This is a genomic window from Streptomyces sp. NBC_00259, from assembly GCF_036181745.1.
GTDB classification, from domain to species: Bacteria; Actinomycetota; Actinomycetes; order Streptomycetales; family Streptomycetaceae; genus Streptomyces; species Streptomyces pratisoli.
This window is the reverse complement of the sequence record NZ_CP108080.1, coordinates 1,944,880-1,971,513: the sequence shown is the minus strand read 5'-3', so window position 1 is coordinate 1,971,513 and position 26,634 is coordinate 1,944,880. Positions and strand designations below refer to the sequence as shown.

Annotated in this window: 22 protein-coding genes; 11 read left to right on the top strand and 11 right to left on the bottom strand. The window is 71.2% G+C overall.

Annotation, left to right across the window (positions count from 1 at the left end; genetic code table 11):
* Positions 1 to 47: 47 nt before the first annotated feature.
* Both OG766_RS08880 and OG766_RS08875 read left to right on the top strand, forming a co-directional pair.
* Positions 48 to 1,634 carry a Na+/H+ antiporter gene (locus OG766_RS08880; RefSeq protein ID WP_328724976.1) on the top strand — a complete coding sequence of 529 codons (1,587 nt, stop codon included), beginning with the start codon at positions 48 to 50 and terminating at the stop codon, positions 1,632 to 1,634.
* A gap of 171 nt (positions 1,635 to 1,805) precedes the next feature.
* Entirely contained in the window at positions 1,806 to 2,552 is a 747-nt protein-coding gene (locus tag OG766_RS08875; RefSeq protein WP_328724975.1) for an SDR family NAD(P)-dependent oxidoreductase, read from the top strand.
* Between the two features lie 61 nt (positions 2,553 to 2,613).
* Here OG766_RS08875 and OG766_RS08870 read toward each other — a convergent pair whose 3' ends face one another.
* Complete coding sequence (locus OG766_RS08870; RefSeq protein WP_266374873.1) at positions 2,614 to 3,705, bottom strand: mechanosensitive ion channel family protein; 1,092 nt, start codon at positions 3,703 to 3,705, stop codon at positions 2,614 to 2,616.
* A 23-nt stretch (positions 3,706 to 3,728) separates the two neighbouring features.
* On the opposite strand from OG766_RS08870, the gene OG766_RS08865 reads away from it, so the two are divergent.
* A complete protein-coding gene (locus tag OG766_RS08865; protein WP_266374874.1) occupies positions 3,729 to 4,298 on the top strand; it encodes a dienelactone hydrolase family protein in 570 nt (189 codons plus the stop codon).
* A gap of 31 nt (positions 4,299 to 4,329) precedes the next feature.
* Here OG766_RS08865 and OG766_RS08860 read toward each other — a convergent pair whose 3' ends face one another.
* The 5 genes from OG766_RS08860 to OG766_RS08840 all read right to left on the bottom strand — a co-directional run bounded on the left by OG766_RS08860 (position 4,330) and on the right by OG766_RS08840 (position 10,701).
* The gene (locus OG766_RS08860) at positions 4,330 to 5,901 is read right to left on the bottom strand and encodes a serine/threonine-protein kinase (RefSeq protein WP_266374875.1); all 1,572 of its coding nucleotides are present in this window, start codon (positions 5,899 to 5,901) and stop codon (positions 4,330 to 4,332) included.
* 34 nt (positions 5,902 to 5,935) lie between these two features.
* Complete coding sequence (locus OG766_RS08855; RefSeq protein WP_266374876.1) at positions 5,936 to 7,585, bottom strand: alkaline phosphatase D family protein; 1,650 nt, start codon at positions 7,583 to 7,585, stop codon at positions 5,936 to 5,938.
* Positions 7,586 to 7,692: 107 nt separating this feature from the next.
* Positions 7,693 to 8,505 carry a DsbA family protein gene (locus OG766_RS08850; RefSeq protein WP_328724974.1) on the bottom strand — a complete coding sequence of 271 codons (813 nt, stop codon included), beginning with the start codon at positions 8,503 to 8,505 and terminating at the stop codon, positions 7,693 to 7,695.
* A 50-nt stretch (positions 8,506 to 8,555) separates the two neighbouring features.
* Entirely contained in the window at positions 8,556 to 9,239 is a 684-nt protein-coding gene (locus OG766_RS08845) for a hypothetical protein (RefSeq protein WP_266374879.1), read from the bottom strand.
* A 133-nt stretch (positions 9,240 to 9,372) separates the two neighbouring features.
* The gene (locus OG766_RS08840; RefSeq protein ID WP_266374880.1) at positions 9,373 to 10,701 is read right to left on the bottom strand and encodes a DUF2252 domain-containing protein; all 1,329 of its coding nucleotides are present in this window, start codon (positions 10,699 to 10,701) and stop codon (positions 9,373 to 9,375) included.
* A gap of 158 nt (positions 10,702 to 10,859) precedes the next feature.
* Here OG766_RS08840 and dnaE point away from each other — a divergent pair, with 158 nt between their 5' ends.
* Positions 10,860 to 14,399 carry a DNA polymerase III subunit alpha gene (dnaE, locus tag OG766_RS08835; RefSeq protein ID WP_266374881.1) on the top strand — a complete coding sequence of 1,180 codons (3,540 nt, stop codon included), beginning with the start codon at positions 10,860 to 10,862 and terminating at the stop codon, positions 14,397 to 14,399.
* Between the two features lie 163 nt (positions 14,400 to 14,562).
* Here dnaE and OG766_RS08830 read toward each other — a convergent pair whose 3' ends face one another.
* Entirely contained in the window at positions 14,563 to 14,736 is a 174-nt protein-coding gene (locus tag OG766_RS08830; RefSeq protein WP_266374882.1) for a hypothetical protein, read from the bottom strand.
* Between the two features lie 223 nt (positions 14,737 to 14,959).
* Here OG766_RS08830 and OG766_RS08825 point away from each other — a divergent pair, with 223 nt between their 5' ends.
* The 4 genes from OG766_RS08825 to OG766_RS08810 are packed head-to-tail and all read left to right on the top strand — an operon-like array spanning position 14,960 to position 18,804.
* Positions 14,960 to 16,228: an NYN domain-containing protein gene (locus tag OG766_RS08825; RefSeq protein ID WP_266374883.1), complete on the top strand. Its 1,269-nt coding sequence runs from the start codon at positions 14,960 to 14,962 to the stop codon at positions 16,226 to 16,228.
* A 37-nt stretch (positions 16,229 to 16,265) separates the two neighbouring features.
* Positions 16,266 to 17,240 carry an ABC transporter ATP-binding protein gene (locus tag OG766_RS08820; RefSeq protein WP_266378121.1) on the top strand — a complete coding sequence of 325 codons (975 nt, stop codon included), beginning with the start codon at positions 16,266 to 16,268 and terminating at the stop codon, positions 17,238 to 17,240.
* Positions 17,241 to 17,295: 55 nt separating this feature from the next.
* Positions 17,296 to 18,129 carry an ABC transporter permease gene (locus OG766_RS08815; protein ID WP_266374885.1) on the top strand — a complete coding sequence of 278 codons (834 nt, stop codon included), beginning with the start codon at positions 17,296 to 17,298 and terminating at the stop codon, positions 18,127 to 18,129.
* 48 nt (positions 18,130 to 18,177) lie between these two features.
* On the top strand, positions 18,178 to 18,804 hold the full coding sequence (locus OG766_RS08810; protein WP_266374886.1) for an ABC transporter permease: 627 nt from the start codon (positions 18,178 to 18,180) through the stop codon (positions 18,802 to 18,804).
* Positions 18,805 to 19,269: 465 nt separating this feature from the next.
* Here OG766_RS08810 and ybaK read toward each other — a convergent pair whose 3' ends face one another.
* From ybaK to OG766_RS08790, 4 genes are all read right to left on the bottom strand, one after another.
* Entirely contained in the window at positions 19,270 to 19,767 is a 498-nt protein-coding gene (ybaK, locus tag OG766_RS08805; RefSeq protein ID WP_266374887.1) for a Cys-tRNA(Pro) deacylase, read from the bottom strand.
* A 16-nt stretch (positions 19,768 to 19,783) separates the two neighbouring features.
* A complete protein-coding gene (locus OG766_RS08800; RefSeq protein WP_266374889.1) occupies positions 19,784 to 20,524 on the bottom strand; it encodes an LON peptidase substrate-binding domain-containing protein in 741 nt (246 codons plus the stop codon).
* Between the two features lie 5 nt (positions 20,525 to 20,529).
* A complete protein-coding gene (locus tag OG766_RS08795; protein ID WP_266374890.1) occupies positions 20,530 to 21,642 on the bottom strand; it encodes a hypothetical protein in 1,113 nt (370 codons plus the stop codon).
* A gap of 174 nt (positions 21,643 to 21,816) precedes the next feature.
* A complete protein-coding gene (locus tag OG766_RS08790; RefSeq protein ID WP_328724973.1) occupies positions 21,817 to 23,424 on the bottom strand; it encodes an oxidoreductase in 1,608 nt (535 codons plus the stop codon).
* 191 nt (positions 23,425 to 23,615) lie between these two features.
* On the opposite strand from OG766_RS08790, the gene hisD reads away from it, so the two are divergent.
* From hisD to hisB, 3 genes are read left to right on the top strand one after another with little or no spacing between them, the layout of a single operon-like run.
* Positions 23,616 to 24,941, top strand: coding sequence for a histidinol dehydrogenase (gene hisD / locus OG766_RS08785; RefSeq protein ID WP_266374894.1), 1,326 nt, complete (start codon positions 23,616 to 23,618; stop codon positions 24,939 to 24,941).
* The gene (locus tag OG766_RS08780; RefSeq protein ID WP_266374895.1) at positions 24,938 to 26,044 is read left to right on the top strand and encodes a histidinol-phosphate transaminase; all 1,107 of its coding nucleotides are present in this window, start codon (positions 24,938 to 24,940) and stop codon (positions 26,042 to 26,044) included. Before hisD ends, OG766_RS08780 begins: the two co-directional genes overlap by 4 nt.
* On the top strand, positions 26,041 to 26,634 hold the full coding sequence (hisB, locus tag OG766_RS08775; RefSeq protein WP_328724972.1) for an imidazoleglycerol-phosphate dehydratase HisB: 594 nt from the start codon (positions 26,041 to 26,043) through the stop codon (positions 26,632 to 26,634). The genes OG766_RS08780 and hisB overlap by 4 nt, the downstream gene beginning before the upstream one ends.

Below are 26,634 nucleotides of genomic sequence, written 5' to 3'. Positions count from 1 at the left end.
AGGCTTGACGCTCCGACGTCGATGCCTCGACCGCCGAGGGGTGCTCCGTGGACCAACTGGCCCTGCTGTTCGTGCTGTTGCTGGGGGCCGTGGTCACCGTGCCGCTCGGGGAGCGGCTGGGGCTTCCGGCGCCCGTGCTGATGACCCTCGCCGGGGCCGTCCTCGCGCTGCTGCCCTTCGTCCCGAACGTCGCCCTGCCGCCCGAGTACATCCTTCCCCTGCTACTGCCGCCGCTGCTGTACGCCGCCGTCCAGCGCACCTCCTGGCGGCAGTTCACCGCCAACGTCCGGCCGATCCTGCTGCTCGCCGTCGCGCTGGTCTTCGTCACCACGGCGGCGGTCGCGGCCGTCGCCCACGCCGCCGTCCCCGGACTGCCGATCGCCGCCGCGGTCGTGCTCGGCGCCCTCGTCGCCCCACCCGATCCCGTCGCCGCGACCGCTGTCGCGGGCACTCTCGGGCTGCCCCGCAGACTCGTGTCGATCCTGGAGGGCGAAGGGCTCTTCAACGACGTCACCGCGATCGTGCTCTACCACGTGGCGATCGGGGCGGTGGTCAGCGGATCGTTCTCCTGGCCGGAGGCGGCCCGGGAACTCGTGCTCTCCGCCGTGGTGGCCGTGGCGGTCGGTCTCGCGCTCGGCTGGCTGTCGAACCGGCTCATGGGCATGCTCGGCGATGCCACCCTGCAGATCGGGCTCACGCTGCTCGTGCCGTTCATCAGTTATGTGCTGGCGGAGGAGCTGCTGGGCTCGGGCGTGCTGGCCGTACTGGTGACGGCCCTCTATCTCGCCGAGAACGCCGCCGACGCGGACGACGTCTTCTGGCGGCTCGCGGGCAACACGTTCTGGCAGATCGTGGACACCCTGGTCACCGGGGTCGCGTTCGGGCTCATCGGGCTCGAACTCCACCATGTCTTCGGCACCGCCCTCGCGGGGGAGGCCGATCTGATGGGGTGGGCCGCGCTGGTCGTCGGGGTCGTCGTCGGCGTACGGCTGCTGTATCTGCTGCCTGCCACCTGGCTCACCAAGCGGCTGCACAAGCGGCGCGACTACGACGAGGAGATCCCCGTCGGCTGGCGCGAGACCGTGGTCATGTGGTGGTCCGGGATGCGGGGTGTCGCGTCGGTCGCGCTGGCGCTGGCGATTCCGCTGCGGACCGACGACGGGGCGCCGTTCCCGGCCCGCGACGAGATCATCTTCATCGCCTTCGCGGTGATCATGACGACCCTGGTCGCGCAGGGACTCACACTGCCCTGGCTGGTGAAGCGGCTCGGTGTACGGGCGGACACGGATGCCGAGCGGGCACTGGAGCGTCAGCTCGCACTGCGCGCGGCCAAGGCGGCCAAGCACCGGCTGAAGGAGATCGAGGAGGTCGAGGAGCTGCCGGAGGACATCGCCGAGCGGCTGCAGCGAGCGGCGTACGACATCGGCACCAGGATCAGCCCGGACATCGTCGACGAGGAACGGCGCGAGTGGTTCGCCAAGAGGGCCGGCCGGCAGCGCACGCTCCAGCGCGTCCAGCGCGAGATGCTCTCGGCCGCACGCCATGAAGTGCTCGCGGCACGCAGCGAGCCGGGCGCCGACCCCGAGGTGGTGGACCGGGTGCTGCTGCAGCTCGACGTCCGCAGCCTCCGCTGACCCGGACCGCCGACACGAACCTCTGCCCCCGGGACCGCTGCCCCGGACCGCTGCCCCCGGACCTGTGCCCGGGACCGCTGGCGTCGACGCTGATCCGAACCGTTGATCCGAAGTGTCGTCCTCCGGGTCGCCGTCGGCCGGATCCCGGCAGTCCGGTCGTAGGATCACGGCATGGCGCGCACCGTGGTGATCAGTGGTGGAGGTACCGGGATCGGGCTCGCGGCGGCGGAGGCGTTCGCCGCGGACGGGGAGCAGGTGCTGCTGCTCGGGCGGCGCGAGGAGGTGCTCGCGCGGGCGGCCGAGCGGATTCCCGGCGCCCGCTACTGCGCCGCCGATCTCAGCGAACCCCAAGGCGCCCGCCGTGTGGCCGTGTTCGCCGAGCGGGAGTACGGCACCGTCGACGTGCTCGTGCACAGCGCGGGCGGCAACGGGAGGCTGGAGCAGCAGCCCGGGTTCGAGGACCCGCTGGACGCCGTCGCCCACGACTGGACCGTCAACTTCCGGCTCAACACGCTCACCGCGACCCTGCTGACCGAGGCCCTCAAGGACCATCTGGCCACGCCCGGCGGCCGGGTGCTCTTCCTCAGCTCCATCGCCGCCTACCGCGGTTCGGGCTCGGGTGCCTACGCCGCCTCGAAGGCCGCCCTGCACCCGTACACGCACGAGCTCGCCCGCCAACTCGGGCCGCGCGGCATCACGGTGAACCTGGTCGCGCCCGGCTTCATCGAGGAGACCGGGTTCTTCGGCGGCGAGGTCCCGGGCGAGCGCCGCCAGAAACTCGTCGCGGAGACCTCCACCGGCCGGGCCGGGCACCCGGGCGATGTCGCCCAGACCCTGCGCTGGCTGGCCTCGCACGCCGCCGGCCACATCACGTCCCAGGTCATCCAGGTCAACGGCGGGGCGGAGCGCGGCCACTAGAAGGCCCCTGGCTCCGCTCCCGCTCCGCCGCCGCGCACGGGCGGGATGTGTCGGACACGGCCTAGCCGCGGCCCGTGCGATGGACGGACTCTTCCGGTGGCGTGTGTGCGCCCGGGGGCTCGGCGGCGCGTGCGGTCGAGATATGCGGAAGTGCGTAGGGATGGTGGTCGCAGAGCCAGGCGATCAGCTGTTCGCGCACCGCGCACCGGACCGTCCAGACGTCGTCCGCGTCCTTCGCGGTGACCACGGCGCGCACGACCATCGTGTTCGGCGTGGTGTCCGTGACCGCGAGGGACCAGTCGCGGCCGTCCCAGGCCGGGCATCCGCGCAGGACGTCGTGGAGCTTCTCGCGCATCTCGTGCACCGGCGCCGAGTGGTCCAGGTGGAAGAAGACCGTCCCGGTCATCTGCACCCCGCCGCGCGACCAGTTCTCGAACGGCTTGCTGGTGAAGTACGACACCGGCATCGTGATGCGGCGCTCGTCCCAGGTGCGCACCGCGAGGAAGGTGAGGGTGATCTCCTCGACCGTTCCCCACTCGCCGTCCACGACCACCGTGTCGCCGATCCGCACCATGTCGCCGAACGCGATCTGCAGGCCCGCGAAGAGATTGCCCAGCGTCGACTGGGCCGCGATGCCGGCGACGATGCCGAGGACACCGGCCGACGCGAGCATCGACGCACCGACCGCGCGCATCGCGGGGAACGTCAGCAGCATCGCCGCGACCGCCACGACGCCGACCACCGCGATGACGACACGCTGGATCAGCGTGACCTGCGTACGGACCCGGCGCACACGTGCCGGATCGCGCGTGACGGCCGCATACCGCGTGTACGAGGATTCGACGACGGCCGTCGCGATCCCCACCACCAGCCAGGCCGAGGCGCCGATGAGCACCAGCGTCAGCAACTGCCCGATGCCCGCTTCGTGCTCCTCCACCGCCGCGATCTCCGCCTGCCGGAACGTGGCTCTCAGCAATGCCGAGGCGAGCACGAACTGGAGCGGGACGCGGCAGCGGCGCAGCATGCCCCACAGCGGGGTCTCGGTGTGCCGGGAGTCGGCGCGACGCAGCAGCACATCGGTCAGCGACCCCACGAGCAGCGTGAGGACGACCGAGCCGCCGATGACGATCAACGGACGCAGCACGTTTTCCATATCCTCGAACGTAACCTGACCGCATGGACATCATGCTTTTCCATTCGACATACGGTCTGCGCCCGGCCGTGCTCGCCGCCGCCGAGCGGCTGCGGGCGGCCGGACACCAGGTGTGGACGCCCGATCTCTTCGAGGGCCGGGTCTTCGACTCGGTCGAGGAGGCCAGGGAGTACAAGAGCGAGGTCGGCGTGGACGAGCTGCTGAAGCGGGCGATCCTGGCCGCCGCGCCCCACTCCGAGCGCGGACTCGTGTACGGGGGCTTCTCGCTGGGCGCGGCCATCGCCCAGAACCTGGCGCTGGGCGACGAGAAGGCGCGCGGCCTGCTCCTGCTGCACGGTACGTCGGACATCGCGGAGGGCTCCGAGGTGGACGAGCTGCCCGTACAGCTCCATGTCGCCGACCCCGACCCGTTCGAGCCGCACGACTGGCTGACCGCCTGGTATCTGCGGATGGGCAGGGCCGGGGCGGACGTCGAGGTCCACCGCTACCCGGGCGCCGGGCATCTGTACACGGATCCGGATCTGCCCGACCACGACGCGCAGGCCGCTGAGCAGACCTGGCGCGTGGCGCTCGGTTTCCTGGAAACCCTGTAGGGGCCAGGGGCCAGGGGCCAGGGGCTACGGGCTAGGGGCGCGTGCAGCGGCCCGAGGGGTCGCTCGCCGGCGGACGGCACTGCAGGCCGAAGTCGTCCGCGCTCGTGCTCAGATAGCGGGCGAAACAGGTGTTCGCCGTGGTCCTGCCGCGCTCCGCGCAGAACGCGAGCGCGGCCCGGCCGTCGGCGAACGGCCCCGGTGCGTAGATCACCCAGTAGCCCGGCCGCAACGAGGCGTAGCCGTCGCTGCGTACGTACTCGGCCTCGGGCACGGTCTCGCGGACCTTGGCGAGCCGCTGGTCCCGTGTGTCCGTGCCGGAACCGACGGGTTCGGAGAACAGCTGGGCGATCCAGCGCCCCGAGGACGCGGTCGGGGTGTCGCCCGGCGGGGCCGGCGCGGTGACGGTGACCGTGGGAGCCGCACTTGCCGGCGGTGCGGTCGAGGGCGTGGTCGAGGGCGTGGTCCTGGGCGGGGGCGTGGTGGGCGCCGTGCTCGTCGCGCCGCCGGAGCCCTTCGCGCCGCCCGTCGTCTCCGTCCCCGAGCCGCGCAGGGTGAGAACGAGCGCGGTGGCGGCGGTGACCGCGACGGCCACGGCGATCGCGGCGACGATCACGGGTGCACGGCCCGGCCGTCGCCGCCCCGGGAGCGACGTCGGCTGCGGAGCCGTCGGCCGCGGACTGTCGAGCAGGGTGGGCACGGGCGGCACCGGCCAGGGCACGGATACCGGCGGCTGCGCCGTCGAGGTCGGCTGTACCCAGTACGGCGTCGTCCCCGACTCCACCTGCGCCAGCATCGCGTCGAGCCGTGCGGCGTCGGGTCGCGCCGCGGGGTCCCGTACGAGCAGCGCCTGCAGCACGGGTGCCAGCGGCCCGGAGCGCACCGGTGGGGGCACCGGGTCGTCGAGCACGGCCGCCAGCGTGGCCAGCGTCGTCGCCCGGCGCAACGGACTGACGCCCTCCACGCACACGTACAGCACGAGCCCGAGCGACCACAGGTCGGAGGCGGGATCGTCGTCGTGACCGCGGACGCGTTCCGGTGCGATGAACTCGGGCGAGCCGACCAGCTCACCCGTGGCGGTCAGCGACGTCGAGCCCTGGAGCGCCGCGATCCCGAAGTCGGTGAGTACGGCGCTGGGGGCACCGCCCGGGCCGCCGGGCCCGGCGGGACTCTCGGGCCGCAGCAGGACGTTGGCGGGCTTCACGTCCCGGTGCTGGATGCCCGCCGCGTGTGCGGCGCTGAGGGCGGAGAGCGTCTGGCGGCCGATGCGTGCCGCTTCCCGCGGGGTCAACGAGCCCTGGGAGAGGCGGTCCTGGAGCGATATGCCCGGCACCAGTGCCATCACGATCCACGGATGCGGCCGCACGTCCACGATGTGATGGACCGTCACCACATGGGGGTGGTTGAGCCGGGCGAGCGCCCGCGCCTCACGCAGGACGCGTTCGCGCACCGCGTCGGACGTGGAGGCGTCGGGACGGACCGCCTTCAGCGCGACTTCGCGGTGGAGCACGGTGTCGCGAGCCCGCCACACCGTGCCCATTCCGCCGCTGCCGAGCGGCTCGATCAGCTCGAACCGCCCGTCGATCAGTTCCCCCGGCGCATTCATGGCGCCAGGTTAGAGGAACCCGAACGGCCGTTGCTCAGAGCACCGGCCGGCTGACCCGCTCGACCTTCTGCGTCCCGTTGAGCGTGCGGTACGAGCGCGCCCAGGAGGCCGTCGCGTCCTGACGCGTCTTGTCGGAGAGCGTGTAGTAGTCCATCTGCGAGTGCTCGGCGGTCACATCGAGGACGCCGTACCCGTGATGGTCCATGTCGAGCCACTTCACATGGCGGTTGGCGGCCTTGACGGCGGTGGCCGCGACCAGGGACAGCGTGCCCGGTGCGACGTTCAGGATCTCGTCGAGATTGTCCGACGTCACCGACGTCACCACGAACTCGGTCGCGGCCGACTGCGACAGCGGGTACGTCGCCGCCTTCACCGGAACGTCGTTGGCCCACGCCATGTGGATGTCGCCGGTGAGGAAGACGGTGTTCTTGATGCCGCGGTCCGTCAGATGCTTCAGCAGCTCCTTGCGGTCGTCCGTGTAGCCGTCCCACTGGTCGACGTTGACCGCGAGGCCCTCCTTGGGCAGACCGAGCAGGTCGGCGATCGGCTCCAGCAGATAGGCGGGTACGGAGCCGAAGGCGACCGGCGAGATCATCACCGACGTACCGACCAGCTTCCAGGTCGCGTCCGAGGACGCCAGGCCCGACTTGAGCCAGTCCAGCTGGGCGCGGCCGGTGATCGTGCGCTCCGGGTCGTCCACCGTGCCGCTGCCCACGGACGCCTGCTGCGAGCGGAACGAGCGCAGATCGAGCAGATGCAGGTCGGCCAGCTTGCCGAAGCGCAGCCGGCGGTAGACCGTGCCCTCCGTCGAGGCGCGCACGGGCATCCACTCGAAGTAGGCCCGCTTGGCGGCCGCGGCGCGGGCCGCGTAGTCGCCCTCGGTGCCCGGCGTGTGGTTCTCCGCGCCCCCGGACCAGGCGTCGTTGGCTATCTCGTGGTCGTCCCAGATCGCGATGAGCGGGTGGGCGGCGTGCAGCGACTGGAGGTCGGCGTCGGTCTTGTAATTGCCGTGCCGGGTGCGGTAGTCGGCGAGCGTGGTGATCTCGTGTCGGGGCTCGTGGCGCCGTACGACCTCGTCCTCGGCCGGGTAGCCGCCGGTGCCGTACTCGTAGATGTAGTCGCCGAGGTGGAGGACCGCGTGCAGATCGGCGCGGGCCGCCAGATGCCGGTACGCGGAGAAGTAGCCCGACTCCCAGTTGGCGCAGGAGACGACACCGAAGCGGACACCGGACGCGGCGGCGTCGACGGCGGGCGCGGTGCGGGTGCGGCCGACGGCGGAGACCGCGGTGCCGGAGGTGAAGCGGAAGTAGTAGGCGGTGCCGGGGCGCAGGCCCCTGACGTCGACCTTGACGGTGTGGTCGGAGGCGGCGGTGGCGGTGGTGAGTCCGCCGGAGACGACGGCGGTGAACGCCTTGTCCTCGGCGATCTCCCAGCGCACCTCGGTGGCGGCGCCCTTGCCGGAGCCGGGAACGGCGTCCGGGGCGGGCGTGACCCGGGTCCACAGCAGCACACCGTCGGGCAGCGGGTCGCCCGAGGCGACACCGTGGAGGAATGCGGGGGCCGACTCGGCGGCGGAAGCGGAGGACGCGGCGGCGCCGGCCAGAACGGGCGCGGCGACAGCGGTGGCGGCAGCGGCCTTGACGACCGTGCGGCGGCTCGGAGTTGTGGTGAGTCTACTGGTCACGGCCGGTCAGCCTACTGACCGGTACGGCGAACGGGCAGACGAATTCAGAGAATTCGTCTGCCCGTCCTTCGAGCGCTACCGAGCGCTCTCCACGTGAACCGTCAGCTTCAGCCCTTGAGCGCCTTGTCGACCGCGGCGTTGAACTGCTCGACCGTCATCGGCGCGTTCTCGCTGCCCTCCGCGGTCACCTTCTTGCCGTCCATCCTCAGCGTCGGCGTACCCGTCACACCGCTGTCGTCGAAGGTCTGGGACATCTTCAGCGCCCAGGGGTCGAAGGTGCCGTTCTCGACGTTCTTCTTGAACTCGGCGTTGTTCTTGAGCGCGCCGACCGAGTTCGCGACCTCCAGCAGGTACGCGTCCTTGGCGAACTTGTCCTCGCTCTCCTCGGGGTGGAACTTCGCCGAGTAGAGCGCCGCCTTGTACTCCGTGAAGGCCTCGGGGCTGACGTCGAGCGCCGCACCCAGGGCGGAGAGGGCGTTCTTGGAGCCCTCGCCGCTGTCGGCGTTGTCGATGAACGTGGCGCCGATGTACTTGAGCTTGTACTTGCCGGCGTCGACGTCCTTCTTGACCGTCTCGCCGACCGCCTGCTCGAAGGTCGCGCAGATCGGGCAGCGCGAGTCCTCGTAGATCTCCAGGGTCTTCTTCGCGGCGGGCTTGCCGATGACGACCGTCGTGCCGTTCTCACCCTCGGTGTTCTTGGGCTTGACGACCTTCGCGTCCTTCGCGGCCTCCCAGGCCGTGGGCTTGTTGGCCTGCATGACGGCATAGCCGATGCCGCCCGCCGCGATCAGTACGCCGACCGTCGAGAGGGCGACGATGATCTGCCGCCTGGCCTTGTCCTTCTTTGCCTGGCGCTCGCGCTCCGCGCGCATCCGCTCGCGGGCGGCAGCCTTGTTGGCCTTGCTGTTGCGTGCACTCATGATCGTGTTCTCCGTGGGAAAAAGGTGTTCGGGCGGGGGACTGCCGGGGCTCAGACGAGAGCCGGAGCCGGCAGCGGCGGTCCCCTGCGTCGCACGGACTGCACGAAGTGGCGGGTACGGGCGGCGTGCGTCCGTACCAGGGCGGGCATCGCGGAACGGGCGGTACCGACGGCGCCGCGGACGACGGCCACGGCTATCAGCAGTGGCCGGAACGCCGCCACCGCCGCCGTCCGCAGCAGACCCGCGAGTGCCGATTCGCCGTGCCGCAGCCAGGCCGCGGCGACAAGCCCGACCGACACGTGCGCGGCGAGCAGCAGCCACGGCACGGACGGGTCCGGGGAGTCGATCAGTGCCGCCATGTGCCCCTCGGCCGAAGCGACGCCGGGCAGGGGCGCACCGGCGCTCCCGCCGCACAGCACGTCCACCCCGACCGCGCGCAGCGCACCGGCGACCGGCCCGCCGGCGGCGCCGTAACAGACGTGCTGGCCGGTGGTGAAGACGGTGTCCGCGGCCAGCTCCAGCGGGACCAGCACGGCCGCGATCGGCCCGTATCCGCGCTCGCGTCCCGCCAGCGCGTACGTGAGCAGGAACACCCCGGCGGCGACGGCGGCGACGGTCGGCAGCGGCAGGGGCACCTGGGACAGCAGCACGTGGGAGGCGGCGGACAGCGTCACGACGAGTGCCGTGAAGATCGCTGCCCGCAGCCCCCTGAGCCGTGTCTCGCCTATGTGCACGGGGTCCTCTGCCTGCCGGATGTCCTTTACTGCCGGGGCCCCGGGGGAGGCCCCCCGGAAATCGGCATCGTTCAGGAGTGTGCCATGCCGCTCCGTAAGCCGCGGCTAAGGATCCGGCCGCCCGTGGGCCGCCCTACCGCAGCCCCGGAATCCTTCCGTTGCGGAAGAGGTCCACGAAGATCTGGTGGTCGGCGCGCGCCCGTGCGCCATAGCTGTGCGCGAAGTCCACCAGCAGCTCCGCGAAGCCGTCCTCGTCGGCGGCGATCGCCGCGTCGATGGCCCGCTCCGTGGAGAACGGCACCAGCGAGTGGCCGCTCTCGTCGTCCGCGGCCGCGTGCATCGTGGCCGTCGCCCGGCCGAGATCGGCGACCACGGCCGCGATCTCCTCCGGGTCGTCGATGTCCGACCAGTCCAGGTCCACCGCGTACGGCGAGACCTCCGCGACCAGCTGACCGGACCCGTCCAGCTCCGTCCAGCCCAGCCACGGGTCCGAGTGCGCCTGCAGCGCGCGCTGCGAGATCACCGTGCGGTGGCCCTCGTGCTGGAAGTAGTCACGGACGCGCTCGTCGGTGATGTGCCGGGACACCGCCGGGGTCTGCGCCTGCTTCATGTAGATCACGACGTCGTTCTCGAGCGCGTCGCTGTTGCCCTCCAGCAGGATGTTGTACGAGGGCAGACCGGCCGATCCGATGCCGATGCCGCGCCGTCCGACCACGTCCTTCACGCGGTAGGAGTCGGGGCGGGTCAGGCTCGACTCGGGGAGCGTCTCCAGATAGCCGTCGAACGCGGCCAGCACCTTGTACCGCGTCGCCGCGTCCAGCTCGATCGAGCCGCCGCCGCCGGCGAAGCGCCGCTCGAAGTCGCGGATCTCGGTCATCGAGTCGAGCAGCCCGAAGCGGGTCAGCGAACGGGCGCTGTGCAGCGCCTCCAGGAGCGGGCCCTCCGCGGTGTCCAGCGTGAAGGGCGGCACCTCGTCGTTCTTGGCGCCGGTCGCCAGGGCGTGGACGCGCTCCCGGTAGGCGGCCGCGTAGACCCGCACCAGCTCGGTGATCTGCTCGTCACTGAGCGCCTTCGTGTAGCCGATCAGCGCGAGGGAGGCGGAGAGGCGCTTGAGGTCCCAGGTGAAGGGGCCGACGTACGCCTCGTCGAAGTCGTTGACATTGAAGATCAGCCGACCGTTCGAGTCCATGTACGTGCCGAAGTTCTCGGCGTGGAGGTCGCCGTGGATCCACACCCGGCTGGTGCGCTCGTCCAGATACGGGCCGCTGTGCTGCTCCCGCTCCAGGTCGGCGTAGAACAGGCTCGCCGAGCCCCGGTAGAAGGCGAAGGCGGAGGCCGCCATCTTGCGGAACTTCACCCGGAACGCGGCCGGGTCGGCGGCCAGAAGCTCGCCGAAGGCGGTGCCGAAGACGGAGAGGATCTCCTCGCCTCGCTCGCCGGCCGTGGGCTGGTGGACCGACATCGCTGGGTGCCTCCTGGTGCTGACATAAGGGACAGGTCTTCCGCCCCGCTCAACGCACGAAGGTAGTCCCGAGTGCCCGACGATTGTCAGCGCAGGGGCATAGACTTCCACGCTGTCCACCCAGACTGTCGTCCACTGTTTGCCGGAGGCCTTCCGCCGTGACCAAGCCGCCCTTCACGCACCTGCACGTCCATACCCAGTACTCGCTGCTGGACGGTGCCGCGCGGCTCAAGGACATGTTCAACGCCTGCAACGAGATGGGCATGACGCACATCGCCATGAGCGACCATGGCAACCTCCACGGTGCGTACGACTTCTTCCATTCCGCGCAGAAGGCCGGAGTCACCCCGATCATCGGTATCGAGGCCTACGTCGCCCCGGAGTCCCGGCGGAACAAGCGGAAGATCCAGTGGGGCCAGCCGCACCAGAAGAGGGACGACGTCTCCGGTTCCGGTGGTTACACCCACAAGACGATCTGGGCGGCGAACAGGACGGGTCTGCACAACCTCTTCCGGCTCTCCTCGGACGCCTATGCCGAGGGCTGGCTGCAGAAGTGGCCGCGGATGGACAAGGAGACCATCTCCCAGTGGTCCGAGGGCCTGATCGCCTCCACCGGCTGCCCCTCCGGCGAGCTGCAGACGCGGCTGCGCCTCGGCCAGTTCGACGAGGCCCTGAAGTCGGCGTCCGAGTACCAGGACATCTTCGGCAAGGACCGCTACTTCCTGGAGCTGATGGACCACGGCATCGAGATCGAGCGCCGCGTCCGCGACGGACTGCTGGAGATCGGCAAGAAGCTCGGCATCCCGCCGCTGGTCACCAATGACTCGCACTACACGTACGCGCACGAGGCGACCGCCCATGACGCGCTGCTGTGCATCCAGACCGGCAAGAACCTCTCGGACCCGGACCGGTTCAAGTTCGACGGCACCGGCTACTACCTGAAGTCGACCGACGAGATGTACGCCATCGACGCGTCCGACGCCTGGCAGGAGGGCTGCCGCAACACCCTGCTCGTCGCGGAGCAGGTCGACACCACGGGCATGTTCGAGGCGAAGAACCTCATGCCGAAGTTCGACATCCCCGAGGGCTTCACCGAGGTCACCTGGTTCAAGGAGGAGGTCCGCCGCGGCATGGACCGCCGCTTCTCCGGCAGCGTCCCCGAGGACCGGCAGAAGCAGGTCGAGTACGAGATGGACGTCATCATCCAGATGGGGTTCCCGGGGTACTTCCTCGTCGTCGCCGACTTCATCATGTGGGCCAAGAAGAACGGCATCGCGGTCGGCCCGGGCCGTGGTTCCGCGGCCGGTTCGATCGTCGCGTACGCGATGGGGATCACCGACCTCGACCCGATCCCGCACGGTCTGATCTTCGAGCGGTTCCTCAACCCCGAGCGCGTCTCCATGCCCGATGTCGACATCGACTTCGACGAGCGCAGGCGCGTCGAGGTGATCAGGTACGTGACCGAGAAGTACGGCGCGGACAAGGTCGCCATGATCGGCACCTACGGCAAGATCAAGGCGAAGAACGCCATCAAGGACTCCGCGCGCGTGCTGGGCTATCCGTACGCGATGGGCGACCGGCTCACCAAGGCGATGCCCGCCGACGTCCTCGGCAAGGGCATCGACCTGAACGGCATCACCGACCCCTCCCACCCGCGGTACAGCGAGGCGGGCGAGATCCGGTCGATGTACGAGAACGAACCGGACGTGAAGAAGGTCATCGACACCGCCAAGGGCGTCGAGGGCCTGGTCCGGCAGATGGGCGTGCACGCGGCCGGCGTGATCATGTCCAGCGAGCCCATCGTCGACCACGCCCCGATCTGGGTGCGGCACACCGACGGCGTGACCATCACACAGTGGGACTACCCGCAGTGCGAGTCGCTCGGCCTGCTGAAGATGGACTTCCTGGGCCTGCGCAACCTCACGATCATGGACGACGCCATCAAGATGGTGAAGGCCAACAAGGGCGTCGACCTGGAGATGCTCGCCCTCCCGCTGGACGACCCCAAGACCTTCGAACTGCTCTGCCGCGGTGACACCCTCGGCGTCTTCCAGTTCGACGGCGGCCCGATGCGCTCGCTGCTCCGCCAGATGCAGCCCGACAACTTCGAGGACATCTCCGCCGTCTCGGCCCTCTACCGGCCGGGCCCGATGGGCATGAACTCGCACATCAACTACGCGGAGCGCAAGAACGGCCGCCAGGAGATCACGCCGATCCACAAGGAGCTGGAGGCGCCGCTCGAAGAGGTCCTCGCGGTCACCTACGGCCTGATCGTCTACCAGGAGCAGGTGCAGAAGGCCGCCCAGATCATCGCCGGGTACTCGCTCGGCGAGGCCGACATCCTCCGCCGCGTCATGGGCAAGAAGAAGCCCGAGGAACTGGCGAAGAACTTCACCATCTTCCAGGCCGGCGCCCGGAAGAACGACTACAGCGACGAGGCCATCCAGGCCCTGTGGGACGTCCTGGTCCCCTTCGCCGGCTACGCCTTCAACAAGGCCCACTCCGCCGCGTACGGACTGGTCTCCTACTGGACCGCGTATCTGAAGGCCAACTACCCGGCCGAGTACATGGCCGCGCTGCTGACTTCCGTCAAGGACGACAAGGACAAGTCCGCGGTCTACCTGAACGAGTGCCGTCGCATGGGCATCAAGGTGCTGCCGCCCAATGTGAACGAGTCCGAGCAGAACTTCGCCGCCCAGGGCGACGACGTCATCCTCTTCGGCCTCACGGCCGTCCGTAACGTCGGCACGAACGTCGTCGAGTCGATCATCCGCAGCCGCAAGGCCAAGGGGAAGTACACCTCCTTCCCCGACTTCCTCGACAAGGTCGAGGCCGTCGTCTGCAACAAGCGGACCATCGAGTCGCTCATCAAGGCGGGCGCCTTCGACGAGATGGGGCACACCCGCAAGGGTCTGGTCGCCCAGCACGAGCCGATGATCGACAACGTGGTGGCGGTCAAGCGCAAGGAGGCCGAGGGGCAGTTCGACCTCTTCGGCGGGATGGGAGAGGAGGACAGCAGCGAGCCGGGCTTCGGTCTCGACGTCGAGTTCTCCGACGTGGAGTGGGAGAAGTCGTATCTCCTCGCCCAGGAGCGCGAGATGCTCGGCCTCTATGTCTCCGACCACCCGCTCTTCGGTATCGAGCACGTGCTGAGCGACAAGAGCGACGCGGCGATCGCCCAGCTCACCGGAGGCGAGCACGCGGACGGAGCGGTCGTCACCATCGGCGGCATCATCTCCGGCCTGCAGCGCAAGATGACCAAGCAGGGCAACGCGTGGGCGATCGCCACCGTGGAGGACCTGGCGGGCTCGATCGAGTGCATGTTCTTCCCGGCGACGTACCAACTGGTGTCCACCCAGCTCGTCGAGGACACGGTCGTCTTCGTCAAGGGCCGGCTCGACAAGCGCGAGGACGTACCGCGGCTCGTCGCGATGGAGCTGATGGTCCCCGACCTGTCCAACGCGGGCACCAACGCCCCCGTGGTGATCAGCATTCCGACGGTGAAGGTCACCCCGCCCATGATCAGCCGGCTCGGTGAGATCCTCGGCCACCACAAGGGCAACACGGAGGTGCGGATCAAGCTCCAGGGAGCCCGCAAGACCACCGTGCTCCGCCTCGACCGGCACCGGGTCCAGCCCGATCCCGCGCTGTTCGGCGATCTGAAGGTGCTGCTCGGCCCGTCCTGCCTGGCCGGCTGAGACCGGCGCACGACGTGTGACGCACGTGGACGTGCGGCGCACTTGAGGGGCGACGCACTTGAGGGGCGACGCACTTGAGGGGCGACGCACTTGAGGGGCGACGCACTTGAGGGGCGCGCCCGGTCATCGGGCGCGCCCCTCACGCATGCGTCGACGGGGTGCGTCAGTTGTGGCCGAAGCGCTTCTGACGTCCCTTGTGGGCAACGCTGGTCGGCGGTACCTGCGTGTCCCGGCGCTCCGACTGGGCCTCCATCGAGGAGGTGCGGGCCTCTTGGGCGCTCCGCTCGGCGTTCGAGCCGGTCTGTATCTTGCGATCTCGGTTCTTGTTCTTGGCCATGGTGGTGCCTCCTGTGGGATCTAGGGGCCAGGGCCGCCATCAGACTCACATACCGCCGGATGAGCCGCATTTCGGATCATTGCAGTGAGTAACGGGCTGCTGTTACGGTGCGGCTTCACGACCCGCCACGCCGATGATCGAGTTCCGGCCGTTAACCTCCCGGCGTTCGGGCAGACTCGAAGGAAACCCGAAGCAACTCCGATCCCGAGGTTCCCGAAAGAGGGTGGAACACGTGGACCGCTGCGTCGTCCTGGTGGACGCCGGCTATCTGCTGGGCGCCGCCGCGAGTCTCCTCGCCGGAGAACCGGCCCGTTCGCGCATCACCGTCGACCACGCCGCCCTCATCCATGCCCTGCGCGAGCGCGCCGAAGCCGATACGGAACGTCCGCTGCTCCGCATCTACTGGTTCGACGGAGCCCCCGACCGCGTACCCCAGCCCGAGCACCGCAGGCTCCGGGTCATGCCCCGCGTCACCGTCCGGCTGGGCGCGCTGACCCGCAGCGACGGCCGCTGGGCGCAGAAGGGCGTCGACGCCGCGATGCACGCCGAGCTCACCGAACTGGCCAGAAATCGCGCCTGCTCCGACGTGGTGCTGGTGACCGGTGACGGCGATCTGCTGCCCGGACTGATGTCCGCGAAGGAACACGGGGTCGCCGTCCACCTCTGGGCCGTCCAGGCCGCCGACGGCGACTACAACCAGTCCGAGGACCTGGTCGCCGAGGCCGACGAACGCCGCGTCCTCGACCGGGCCTGGATCACCCAGGCCGTACGCGCCAAGGAACTCACCGGAATCTGCGCCCCGCCACCCGCGCCCCGCCCCGAGATCGCGGCGATCCTCTCCGCCCCGCTGCCCGAGTCGGCACTCGCGGCCGCCGCGGAGCGCGCGGAGGACACGGGCCCCCGAGTGACTCCGGTCGGCAACGGGTCCTCGGCCCCGGCCGTGGGCAGCGGCACGGAGAACGGGGCGGCCGCCCCCGCCGGCCCCCACGCCAAGGGCGTCCCCACCCCCAAGGACCTGGCGGGCCTGCGCGGCCCGGCCGTCCAGACGGACCGGCAACCCGCCGGTGCCACCCTGCGCTGGTCCTCCGACAAGGGCTGGATCGAACGCTCGGGCGGTGGCGCGCTCGGCGAGCCCCCGGAGACCGCCTCGCTGCCCACCCTCGCCCAGCTCACCAGCGCCGAGCAGCGCTGGGCGGACCGCGAGGAGGACATCACCACCGTCGGCGGCGACCCCTTCGAGGTCGGACAGGTCTTCGCCCGCCGCTGGATGGAGCGGCTGCCGGACCCGGCGCATGTGACCAAGCTGTCCACCATGTACCCGCGCATCCCGCACCGCATCGACGGCGAACTGCTCCGGTACGCTGCGCGTTTCGGGCTGCTCGCCCACAAGGACGACCAGATCGACGAGCATGACCGGTACGCGATCCGGGCCGGATTCTGGCGGGAGATCGACGTACGTGCAGCCACGGAACGCGCCCCGGCCGGGGAGTAGGACGGCGGACCCCGTAGGCTCGTCCCTCGTGAGTACGGTGTGCGTGGTGCGGGATCTGGTCAAGACGTACCCCGCTGCGCGTGCCCGGCGGGGGACACCCGCGACTCCCGAGGTGCGTGCCAACGACGGAATCGGCCTCGAAGTGCGGCGCGGAGAGATCTTCGGGCTGCTCGGGCCGAACGGCGCCGGCAAGTCCACCCTCGTGCGCCAGCTGACCGGTCTGATGCGACCGGACTCCGGCAGCGTCGCGGTGCTCGGCCACGATCTCGTACGCCATCCCGAGCGCGCGGCCCGGCTCATCGGCTACCTCGGTCAGGAGTCCACCGCGCTCGACGAGCTGACCGTCGCGCTCGCCGCCGAGACCACCGGGCGGCTGCGCGGACTCGGGGCACGGCAGGCGCGCGCCGAATGCGCCACCGTCCTGGAGGAGCTCGGTCTGACCGGGCTCGCCGGGCGTCCGCTGAAGAAGCTCTCCGGGGGCCAGCGACGGCTCGCCTGCTTCGCCGCCACGCTGGTGGGGGAGCGGCCGGTGCTGGTGCTGGACGAGCCCACCACCGGAATGGACCCGGTCGCCCGGCGCGCGGTGTGGGCCGCGGTGGACCGCAGGCGCGCCGAGCACAATGTGACCGTGCTCCTCGTCACCCACAACGTCATCGAGGCCGAGACGGTCCTCGACCGCGTCGCCGTCCTGGAACGCGGCAAGGTCATCGCCTGCGACACGCCCGCCGGACTCAAGGAGCGCGTCGCCGGCGAGGTCCGCGTCGAACTCCTCTGGCGAGAGCGGGCCCCGCTCGACGTACCCGAGGTCGCCGCGCTCCGGCCCTCCGCCCAGGAGTCCGGCCGTCGCTGGGTCCTGCGGCTCGCACCGGACGAGGCCCGCGCGGCCGTCGCCGCGGTGACCGGAGGCGAGGCCTTCGCCGCCCTCGACGACTTCACCCTGGCCACGCCGAGTCTGGAGGACGTCTATCTGGCGCTCGGCGGCCATGCGACGAAGGGCCTGGTGAAGGCGTGAGCCGTGAGCCGTCGCCCCTACTGAGGCCGTCCGTACCGAACAGGAGCAGCGCCAGGTGAGCATCGTGCCTGCGGAGGCCGTGGCCGCGAGTGTGCGGGGAGCGCGTGACGCCCACGCCGGTGCGGAGGGCGAGGCCGCGCCGCTCGCGCCGAGCGCCCGGCTGCTGCCCGCGCTCGCCGCGGTGTACCGCGCCCAGTTGTCCCGGGCGCGGGTCGCCCGGATCCCGCTGCTCTTCGTCGCGACCTTCCAGTCCGTCGGGATCATGGTGCTGATGCGCGGGGTCGTCGACGACGGTGCCGAGGCGCGGGCCGTCGTCGCCGGGTCGGCCGTCCTCGTCGTCGCGTTCGTCGCGCTCAATCTGCTCGCCCAGTACTTCGGGCAGCTCCGGGCCTCCGGTGGTCTGGACCACTACGCGACGCTGCCGGTGCCGCCCGCGGCGGTGGTGCTCGGCGCGGCCGGGGCGTACGCCTCCTTCACCGTGCCCGGGACGGTGGTGACCGCGGTCATCGGCTCGGTGCTCTTCAGCCTGCCGCTCACCCATCTGTGGATACTCGCCGCCGTGATCCCGCTCGCCGGTGCGGCGCTGGCCGGGCTCGGCGCGGCGCTGGGGCTGCTCGCGCCGCGCCAGGAACTCGCCACGCTGCTGGGCCAGTTGGGCATGTCCGCGGCGCTGCTGCTGGGCGTGCTGCCGGCCGGGCGGCTGCCCGGGCCGATCGCGTTGGCGCGCGATCTGCTGCCGTCCACGTACGGCGTCGAGGCCCTCGCCCGCACGTTCGAGGCGCATCCGCACTGGCCGACCGTCGCGCTGGACCTCGCCGTCTGCGCCGGCGTCGGTGTGGTGTCACTGGCCGTCGCGACCTGGGCGTACCGCCGGGCGGCGGTCCGCTGAGACGCGGCCGGTGAGGCGGGCCACAGGGACGTTTGGCACGATGTCAGGGTGACAGCACCCCTGACGCCGCCTCACCGGCCCGCACCGCATGACGCGCCCTGGCACACCCCGAACCCCGCGCCGTACCCGGACGGAGAAGGGTTGGACATGAAGAGGGAGCTGCGGCAGGCCGCGGTGGTCCTGGTGGCCGTGACGCTCGCGGGGATCGCGCTCGGACTGCTGTGGCTGTGGCTGGCGCCCCGGGTTCCGCTGATCTCGACCGACACGGCGGTCTTCGTCGCGGACACGGAGGGCGAGGAGTCGGCGGGCGCGGACGGTACGTTCGTGCTGCTGGCGCTCGGTTTCGGGGTGCTCAGTGCGACGGGCGCCTTCCTGTTCAACCGGCGCGGGGGCATCGCCGTCGTCGCCGCGCTCGCGCTGGGCGGGCTCCTCGCCTCCGCCCTGGCATGGGGCACGGGCCACTGGTTCGGCCCCGACCAGGACGTCGTCGCGCACGCTCGCGCGGTGGGCGAGGGGGTCGTCTTCGACGCGCCGCTCAGGCTCCGTGCGAAGGCGGCGCTGCTGGCGTGGCCGGTCGCCGCGATGATCATGCACCTGGGCCTGACGGCCCTGTTCGGCCCCCGCGACCCCGAGCCGGAATGGGCCCCGTCGCCTGCCCACGACGACCCGCGCTGACGACCGCCGCGCCGCGCGGAACCCTCCCCCTCCCCTTCCCCTGGGGGCTCTGCCCCCGGCGCCGCTCACGGGACTCTGCCCCGGACCTGCGCCTCGATCGCCGGCGGGGCTTGTCGTGAACGCTCGCGGCCCGGCCCCGCTCGCTGGTTCTGCCGACCCGAGGGTACGGCCAGGCCGTACCGGGAGCAGGCTGCGAGGGGCGAAGCCCCCGCCCCACTGCCGAAGGCGCTCGTGGCGCGTGGCCCTCGTCCCGGGGCCGGGAGGGGGCGGTGCCCCCTCCCGGACTACGCCGGCCGACGGCCGTGGTTCGCGCGGCGCTTTCGGACGCGCCACTTCCGCTTCCTCGTGCGCTTCGACATGGCGGTGCCCCTCCTGCCGGGATGTCCCTGCGGGGAAGTCCCTGCCGGGATGTCCTTCGGTCGTAGCCGAGGACCGCCCGTCCGTCGAGGGTCCGCGCACGCCCCGCTACGCGCGGCCGATCGGCGCGAGCACCGCGCCGGTAAGGGACGCCAGGTCGGCGGGTGCCAGCTCGACCTCGAGGCCCCGGCGGCCCGCCGAGACGCAGATCGTCGGGTGGGCGGAGGCCGAGGCGTCCAGCACCGTGCGCAGCCGCTTGCGCTGCCCCAGGGGAGAGATGCCGCCCCGGACGTATCCCGTGGTGCGCTCGGCCGCGGCCGGATCGGCCATCGCCGCGCGTTTGCCGCCGACCGCCGTGGCCAGCGCCTTCAGGTCGAGCTGTCCGGCGACCGGGACGACGGCGACCGTCAGCTCGCCGTCCACGTCCGCCACGAGGGTCTTGAAGACCCGCTCCGGCGCGACGCCGAGGGCCTCCGCGGCCTCCTCGCCGTACGAGGGCGACGCCGGGTCGTGCTCGTACGCGTGCACCGTGAACGCCGTCCCCGCGGCCGTCAGCGCCACCGTCGCCGGAGTGCCGCCCTGCTGCTTCCGCTGCTTCTTCGCCAAGGTCGTCGTCCTCGTGTCAGTTCGGGCTCGTCGGCGCGCGCGTCAGTTCGACCGCGGGCAGCGACGGCAGATGCCGTATCACCGCGGTCTCGGAGCGCAGCAGCTTCAGTTCCTCCCGCAGCCGGGTCGCCGTGTCCGGCGCCTGCAGCAGCCGTTGCTTCGACGGCGTGTCCAGCACGGCCGCCGCGGCCACCAGGTACGAGACCACGGACGGTTCGTCCGGCAGCTCCGAGCCCGTGGACAGCGAGCGCTCCCGCGCTCCCGCCAGCCGCTTCTGGTAGTTCCGGAACGCCCGCAGCACGCCTTCGGCCAGGGTGCCCGCGCCTTCCCCTGACTCCTCCGGGATCTCTTCGAGTTCGGCGGTCAGGAACGGGCCGCTCGCGTCGACGGAGAGCAGCCTGACCCGGGACGTGCCGGTGGCGAGCACCTCGAAACTGCCGTCCGCGCGTTCCCGGATCGTCGCGGCGTCCGCGATGCAGCCGACCCGGTGGAACGCCTGGACCGGGTCCGCCCCGAAGCCGGCGGCCGGGCCCTTCTCGGGCAGCGCGGTCTGGTCCGGCAGCCCGGGCGCGGTCGGCGCGACCTCACGGCCGTCGCGGATGGCGACCACGGCGAACCGGCGCGGTTCGGACTCGTCGGTCTTCAACAGCTCGCGCATCATGGCGCGATAGCGCTCCTCGAAGACGTTGAGCGGCAGCACGAGGCCCGGGAAAAGCACCGCGTTGAGCGGAAAGAGTGGCAGGCGAGCGGTGGTCACAGCGGTCAAGCGTAATGGCCACCGGACGGGGCTCGTCCTGCCGCCTTCCCTTGGCTCTTGGTGAGCGGGCTCAGGGAACCGGCCGCGGCGGCCGCGTGAGCCGCGCCGTTCGTACGGATCCTGCGGCCGCGGCGGATCGGCGTCGAGGACGCCACCTCGATCCGGACACCGTCGCGGGCCTCCAGGAACTGGCCCAGCGCATCGTCCGTCAGACAGTTCCACGGGAACGACGTGGCGTACGTGCCGATCGTCCGGAACACCTCCAGCGCCTCGGTCCAGCGGCCGCGCGCGATCAGCACGTACACCAGCAGATTGCGTACCTCGGCGGGCCAGGGGTCGGCCGTGCGGAAGCGGGCGGACAGCGCGATCGCCCGGTCCGCCGCGGCGTCGATCCGGTCAGCCTGCACGGAGCTGACGGGCCCCGCCAGCAGCAGGGAGAACGCCGCCCGCACCGGCAGGGCCTGGACGAGGGAGCCGGGCAGCGAGTCCTCGGCGGCGCGCTCGGCGAAGTCGAAGCACTCGCGGTGCGAGCCGTACCAGACGGCGGAGAGGTACTGCAGCGCCGCGACATGGCAGCCGTAGTGGTGCGGGGAGCGGCGCACCGCCTGCTCCCACAGCGCCTCGAAGGCGGTGTGCGTGGCGTGCGTGCCGCGGGCGTGGTCGAGCGCGAGCCGCCAGGGCACGGGGTCGCGGGGATCGGCCTCGGCGGCGGCGTGGACGAGCGGGCCGACCTCGCGCAGCCGCTCGGCGCTCGCGGGTGACTCCCAGGCCCTGCGGACCTCCAGCTCGGCCTTCACCAGCAGGGCGTCGGGATCGCGGGGCGAGGCGGCGAGCCAGCCGGCCAGCCAGTCGTCGCGGTTGTACGCGAACGCCGCGAGCCGCGTCACATGGCGGTCCCGGTTCTCCCACTCGGCCGCGCCGCGCGTGGCGGCGAGGAGTGCGGCGGCGGGCTCGTGATCGCCGACGGCGGCCGCGACGAGGGCCGGGCCGAGCCCGCCGTCCGGGGCGTCGAGCAGTACCGCATCGTCCGGAGGCAGGCCGTCGGCGAGCCGCGGGGTGTGCCGGACCATGCGGGCGGTGCTGATCAGGGCGCGGAGCAGAGACATGGTGCGGACCATTGAAAGACGCAGGTCGGAGGTGCGCCAGAGGGCATCTGTGAAGTTTTGGTAGCAGGTGGAATGGTTGTCCTGGCCCAGGTCAAGAAAACGCAAAGGCGCGCGTATTCGGACGCACGGGAGAGCCCCTCGCACACCCCCCGTCACGCCCCGCGCGCCCCCTGTCTCCCACACGCCTCAGCCGCGCCTCAGCATCCGTGACGCGCCTGCCGCGACCGTCGTCGCGAGGATCCAGCCCAGGAGTATCAGCGCGGCCGCCGCCCATTGCCAGCGGCCCTCCAGCCGCCAGTAGCCGTCCTGGCCGAGGTTGATCACCGGGATGAGCAGATCCAGGGCGAACAGGGACGGGTTCCACACCGGGTGCTCGTCCGGCTTGATCGCCGAGGGGTCGTAGCGGGAGAAGGCCACCGCACCGGCCGCCCAGAGCACCGCCATCCACAGCGCGGCCCTGCCCGGCCGGTAGCCGTACGCCACCGTCCAGTCCTGGAGAAAGCCCCAGAGCTTCGCGGCGAGCGGCAGGGTCTCGCGGCGGCGGCGCTGCTTGGCCAGCAGCACCTCACGGGCGTCCGCGTCCTCGCCGCTGTTGCGCAGCACGGTCGCGAGCCGTTCGTACGGCTCAGGCGCGTACTCCGGAGTCGCCGCCTCGATCCACTCCAGCCGCCGCGCCAGCGGAAAGCGGCTGTACGGGACGAGGTTCTCGTACACGAACCCGCCCATGGCCAGCCCGCCGGGCCCGGGCCAGCTCGTGGAGAGGTCGATCAGCGTGACGACCTTCGCCCCGTTCAGCACGACGCGTCCCTGCGTCGGCCGCTCGCCGGTGAAGCGCAGCTCCGGCGTGACGATCCTGCGCAGCGACAGCTCCTCCCGCCGCGCGTCCGACAGCACGAAGCGGGCCTTGTGGAGGTCGACCGCGTCGCCGAAGCGGCCGTCGTCCAGCCGCACCCCGCCATGGCACTCGAAGCGCCGCTCCCGCGCGCCCGGCGCCCGGCCGCCCGCGGCGTTGGCGATGCCGAACGGAGGAGTGGCCCCCTGGTCGCCGCCCCCGTCGACCCATGCCCGGGTCATGTACAGCGTGCGCTCCACCGTCAGCTGCGGGGCGTTCAGCGCGTGCCGCCCCTCGACCGCCCGCAGCCTGCTGCCGCGCAGGCTCAGCGACACGCCGACCTTCGCGCCGCGCAGACTGACCTCGCCGTACGTCTCGATCAGCTCGGCCTGCAGGTCCTGCGCGACGGACAGCCCGTCCGCGGCGATCGCGCGGCCCCGCCGGTCCGGCCGCACCTGGATCTGGTTGATCAGCAGATCCGTGCCTATCTGGGCGTCCGTGAGCCGCATCCCGCGGTCGATCCGGCAGCGCGGCAGATGCAGATCGCCCTCGGTGTGCAGCCGAGCGGCCTCCAGCCGCGGTATCGCGCAGCCGACCATGCGCAGCGTGGTGAACCGCGCCTCGGGAAAGGCCAGTTCGCTCTCGAACCGGCAGCCGGTCAGCTCCACGTACGGCCCGATCGTGCCGCCGGAGAGCGTGAGCTTGCCCGTGACGTACGCGCCGCGCAGCTTGAGCGCGCACACCCGCCCGGGACGTGCCGGCGGACCGCTCAGCAGCAGCATCGCGATCACATCGGCGCGCACGCTGCGCCCGGGGCCCCATTCGCGTTCCGAGAAGGGATCGTTCAGCAGTGGATTGCTGTCGCGAAGGTCGCAGGTCCTCCCGTGCTCGAAGGAGGTCCACATCGTGCGTTCCGCCGTGGTGAGATCGTTGGGCATGTCGATGCCCTGCGGCTCGGTCAATGCCGCCCCCTCGCTTCCCCCGGTCTGGTTCCCCGGTTCCGTACAGCCGTTGTTCCCGCTGAGTAACGAACTGAACGCTAGTGGTCATGAACGACTTCTGGGGTGCGAAGTGAGGAGTGAAGAGTGGTGTGACGCGTATCAGTCACTGATACGGACGACGGCGCCGAAGAACGGTCTGCGAGAATTGACCCGTGATCTCGCGAATCGACCTGCGCGGCGACGCCCTCCCCGAGGGCGGGGCCCTGCGCGACCTGCTGCCCCGTGCCGAGTTCGACGTGGAAGCCGCCCTGGACAAGGTGCGGCCCATCTGTGAGGACGTCCATCATCGGGGCGACGCGGCACTGATCGAGTACGCGGAGAAGTTCGACGGCGTGACGCTCGAGCACGTCAGGGTGCCCGCGAAGGCGATCGCCGAGGCGCTGGAGCAGCTCGACCCCGAGGTCGGGGCGGCGCTGGAGGAGTCCATCCGGCGCGCCCGGATCGTCCACCGCGAGCAGCGCCGCGAGACGCACACCACCCAGGTCGTGCCCGGCGGCACGGTGACCGAGAAGTGGGTTCCGGTCGAGCGCGTCGGGCTGTACGCACCGGGTGGCCGTTCCGTCTACCCCTCGTCCGTGATCATGAACGCCGTACCGGCGCAGGAGGCGGGCGTCGAGTCCATCGCGCTCGCCTCCCCGCCGCAGAAGGAGTTCGGCGGACTGCCGCACCCGACGATCCTGGCCGCCTGCGCGCTGCTCGGCGTCGACGAGGTGTACGCGGTGGGCGGCGCGACGGCCGTCGCGATGTTCGCGTACGGCACCGAGTCCTGTGCGCCTGCCAACATGGTCACAGGCCCCGGCAACATCTGGGTCGCGGCCGCCAAGCGCTACTTCACCGGCCGGATCGGCATCGACGCCGAGGCCGGTCCGACCGAGATCGCGGTCCTCGCCGACGCCACCGCCGACCCGGCGCACGTCGCGGCCGACCTGATCAGCCAGGCCGAGCACGACCCGCTGGCCGCGGCCGTGCTGGTCACCGACTCGCCCGAGCTGGCCGACGCGGTCGAGCGGGAGCTGGAGCCGCAGATCGCCGCGACCAAGCACGTCGAGGACCGCATCGTCCCGGCGCTGTCCGGCCGGCAGTCCGCGATCGTCCTCGTCGACGGCATCGAGGACGGCCTGCGTGTCGTCGACGCGTACGGCGCCGAGCACCTGGAGGTCCAGACCGCCGACGCGGCGGCCGTGGCCGAGCGGGTCCGCAACGCGGGCGCGATCTTCGTCGGCCCGTGGGCGCCGGTCTCCCTCGGCGACTACTGCGCCGGGTCCAACCACGTGCTGCCGACCGGCGGCTGCGCCTGCCACTCCTCCGGGCTGTCCGTCCAGTCCTTCCTGCGCGGCATCCACATCGTGGACTACACGCGCGAGGCGCTCGCCGACGTCACCCACCACGTGGTGACCCTGGCGGAGGCGGAGGACCTCCCGGCGCACGGCGCCGCGCTCAAGGCACGGTTCGGCTGGAAGGTACCCGACGGCAAGTGACCGGCATCGACGACCTCCCCATCCGCGACGAGCTGCGCGGCAAGTCCCCGTACGGCGCGCCCCAGCTCGACGTCCCCGTACAGCTGAACACCAACGAGAACCCGTACCCGCTGCCCGAGCCGCTCGTCGAGCGGATCGCCGAGCGGGTGCGGGAGGCCGCGCGCGGCCTCAACCGCTACCCGGACCGGGACGCGATCGAGCTGCGCACGGAGCTGGCGACGTATCTGACCCGCACCGGGAAGCACCCGGTCGCCCTGGAGAACGTGTGGGCGGCCAACGGCTCCAACGAGGTCATCCAGCAGCTGCTGCAGACCTTCGGCGGACCCGGCCGGACCGCGATCGGCTTCGAGCCCTCGTACTCGATGCACGGTCTGATCGCGCGCGGCACCGGCACCGGCTGGCTCTCGGGACCCCGCAACGACGACTTCACCATCGATGTGGCGGCGGCCGCGACGGCCATCGCCGAGCACCGCCCCGACGTCGTCTTCGTCACCTCGCCCAACAACCCCACCGGCACGGCCGTCGACGCCGAGACGGTCCTCGCCCTGTACGAGGCCGCCCAGGCCGCGAAGCCGTCACTGGTGGTCATCGACGAGGCGTACGTCGAGTTCAGCCACCGGCCCTCGCTGCTGCCGCTGCTCGAAGGCCGGCCCCACCTCGTCGTCTCGCGGACGATGTCCAAGGCCTTCGGCGCCGCCGGACTGCGCCTCGGCTATCTCGCCGCGCACCGCGCCGTGGTCGACGCCGTCCAGCTCGTACGGCTGCCGTACCACCTCTCCGCCGTCACCCAGGCCACCGCGCTGGCGGCCCTGGAGCACACCGATACGCTGCTGAAGTACGTCGAGCAGCTCAAGGAGGAGCGGGACCGGCTGGTCGCCGAGCTGCGCGCCATCGGCTACGAGGTGACCGAGTCCGACGCCAACTTCGTCCAGTTCGGACGCTTCGAGGACGCCCACGCCATGTGGCAGAAGATCCTCGACCGGGGCGTCCTGGTCCGCGACAACGGCGTACCGGGCCGGCTGCGGGTCACCGCCGGCACCCCCGAAGAGAACGACGCGTTCCTCGACGCGGTTCGCGCACTGAAGAAGGAGCACAGCTCATGAGCCGGGTAGGACGGGTCGAGCGCACCACGAAGGAGACCGCCGTCGTCGTCGAGATCGACCTCGACGGCACCGGAAAGGTCGATGTGTCGACCGGGGTCGGCTTCTACGACCACATGCTCGACCAGCTCGGCCGCCACGGGCTGTTCGACCTCACCGTCAAGACCGACGGCGATCTGCACATCGACAGCCACCACACCATCGAGGACACCGCCCTCGCGCTGGGCGCCGCTTTCAAGCAGGCCCTCGGCGACAAGGTCGGCATCTACCGCTTCGGCAACTGCACCGTGCCGCTGGACGAGTCGCTCGCGCAGGTGACGGTGGACCTGTCCGGCCGCCCGTACCTCGTGCACACCGAGCCGGAGAACATGGCGCCGATGATCGGCGCGTACGACACGACGATGACCCGGCACATCCTGGAGTCCTTCGTCGCCCAGGCGCAGATCGCGCTGCACGTCCACGTACCGTACGGGCGCAACGCCCACCACATCGTGGAGTGCCAGTTCAAGGCGCTGGCCAGGGCCCTTCGCTATGCCTCCGAGCGCGACCCGCGCGCTGCCGGAATCCTTCCCTCCACGAAGGGCGCTCTCTAG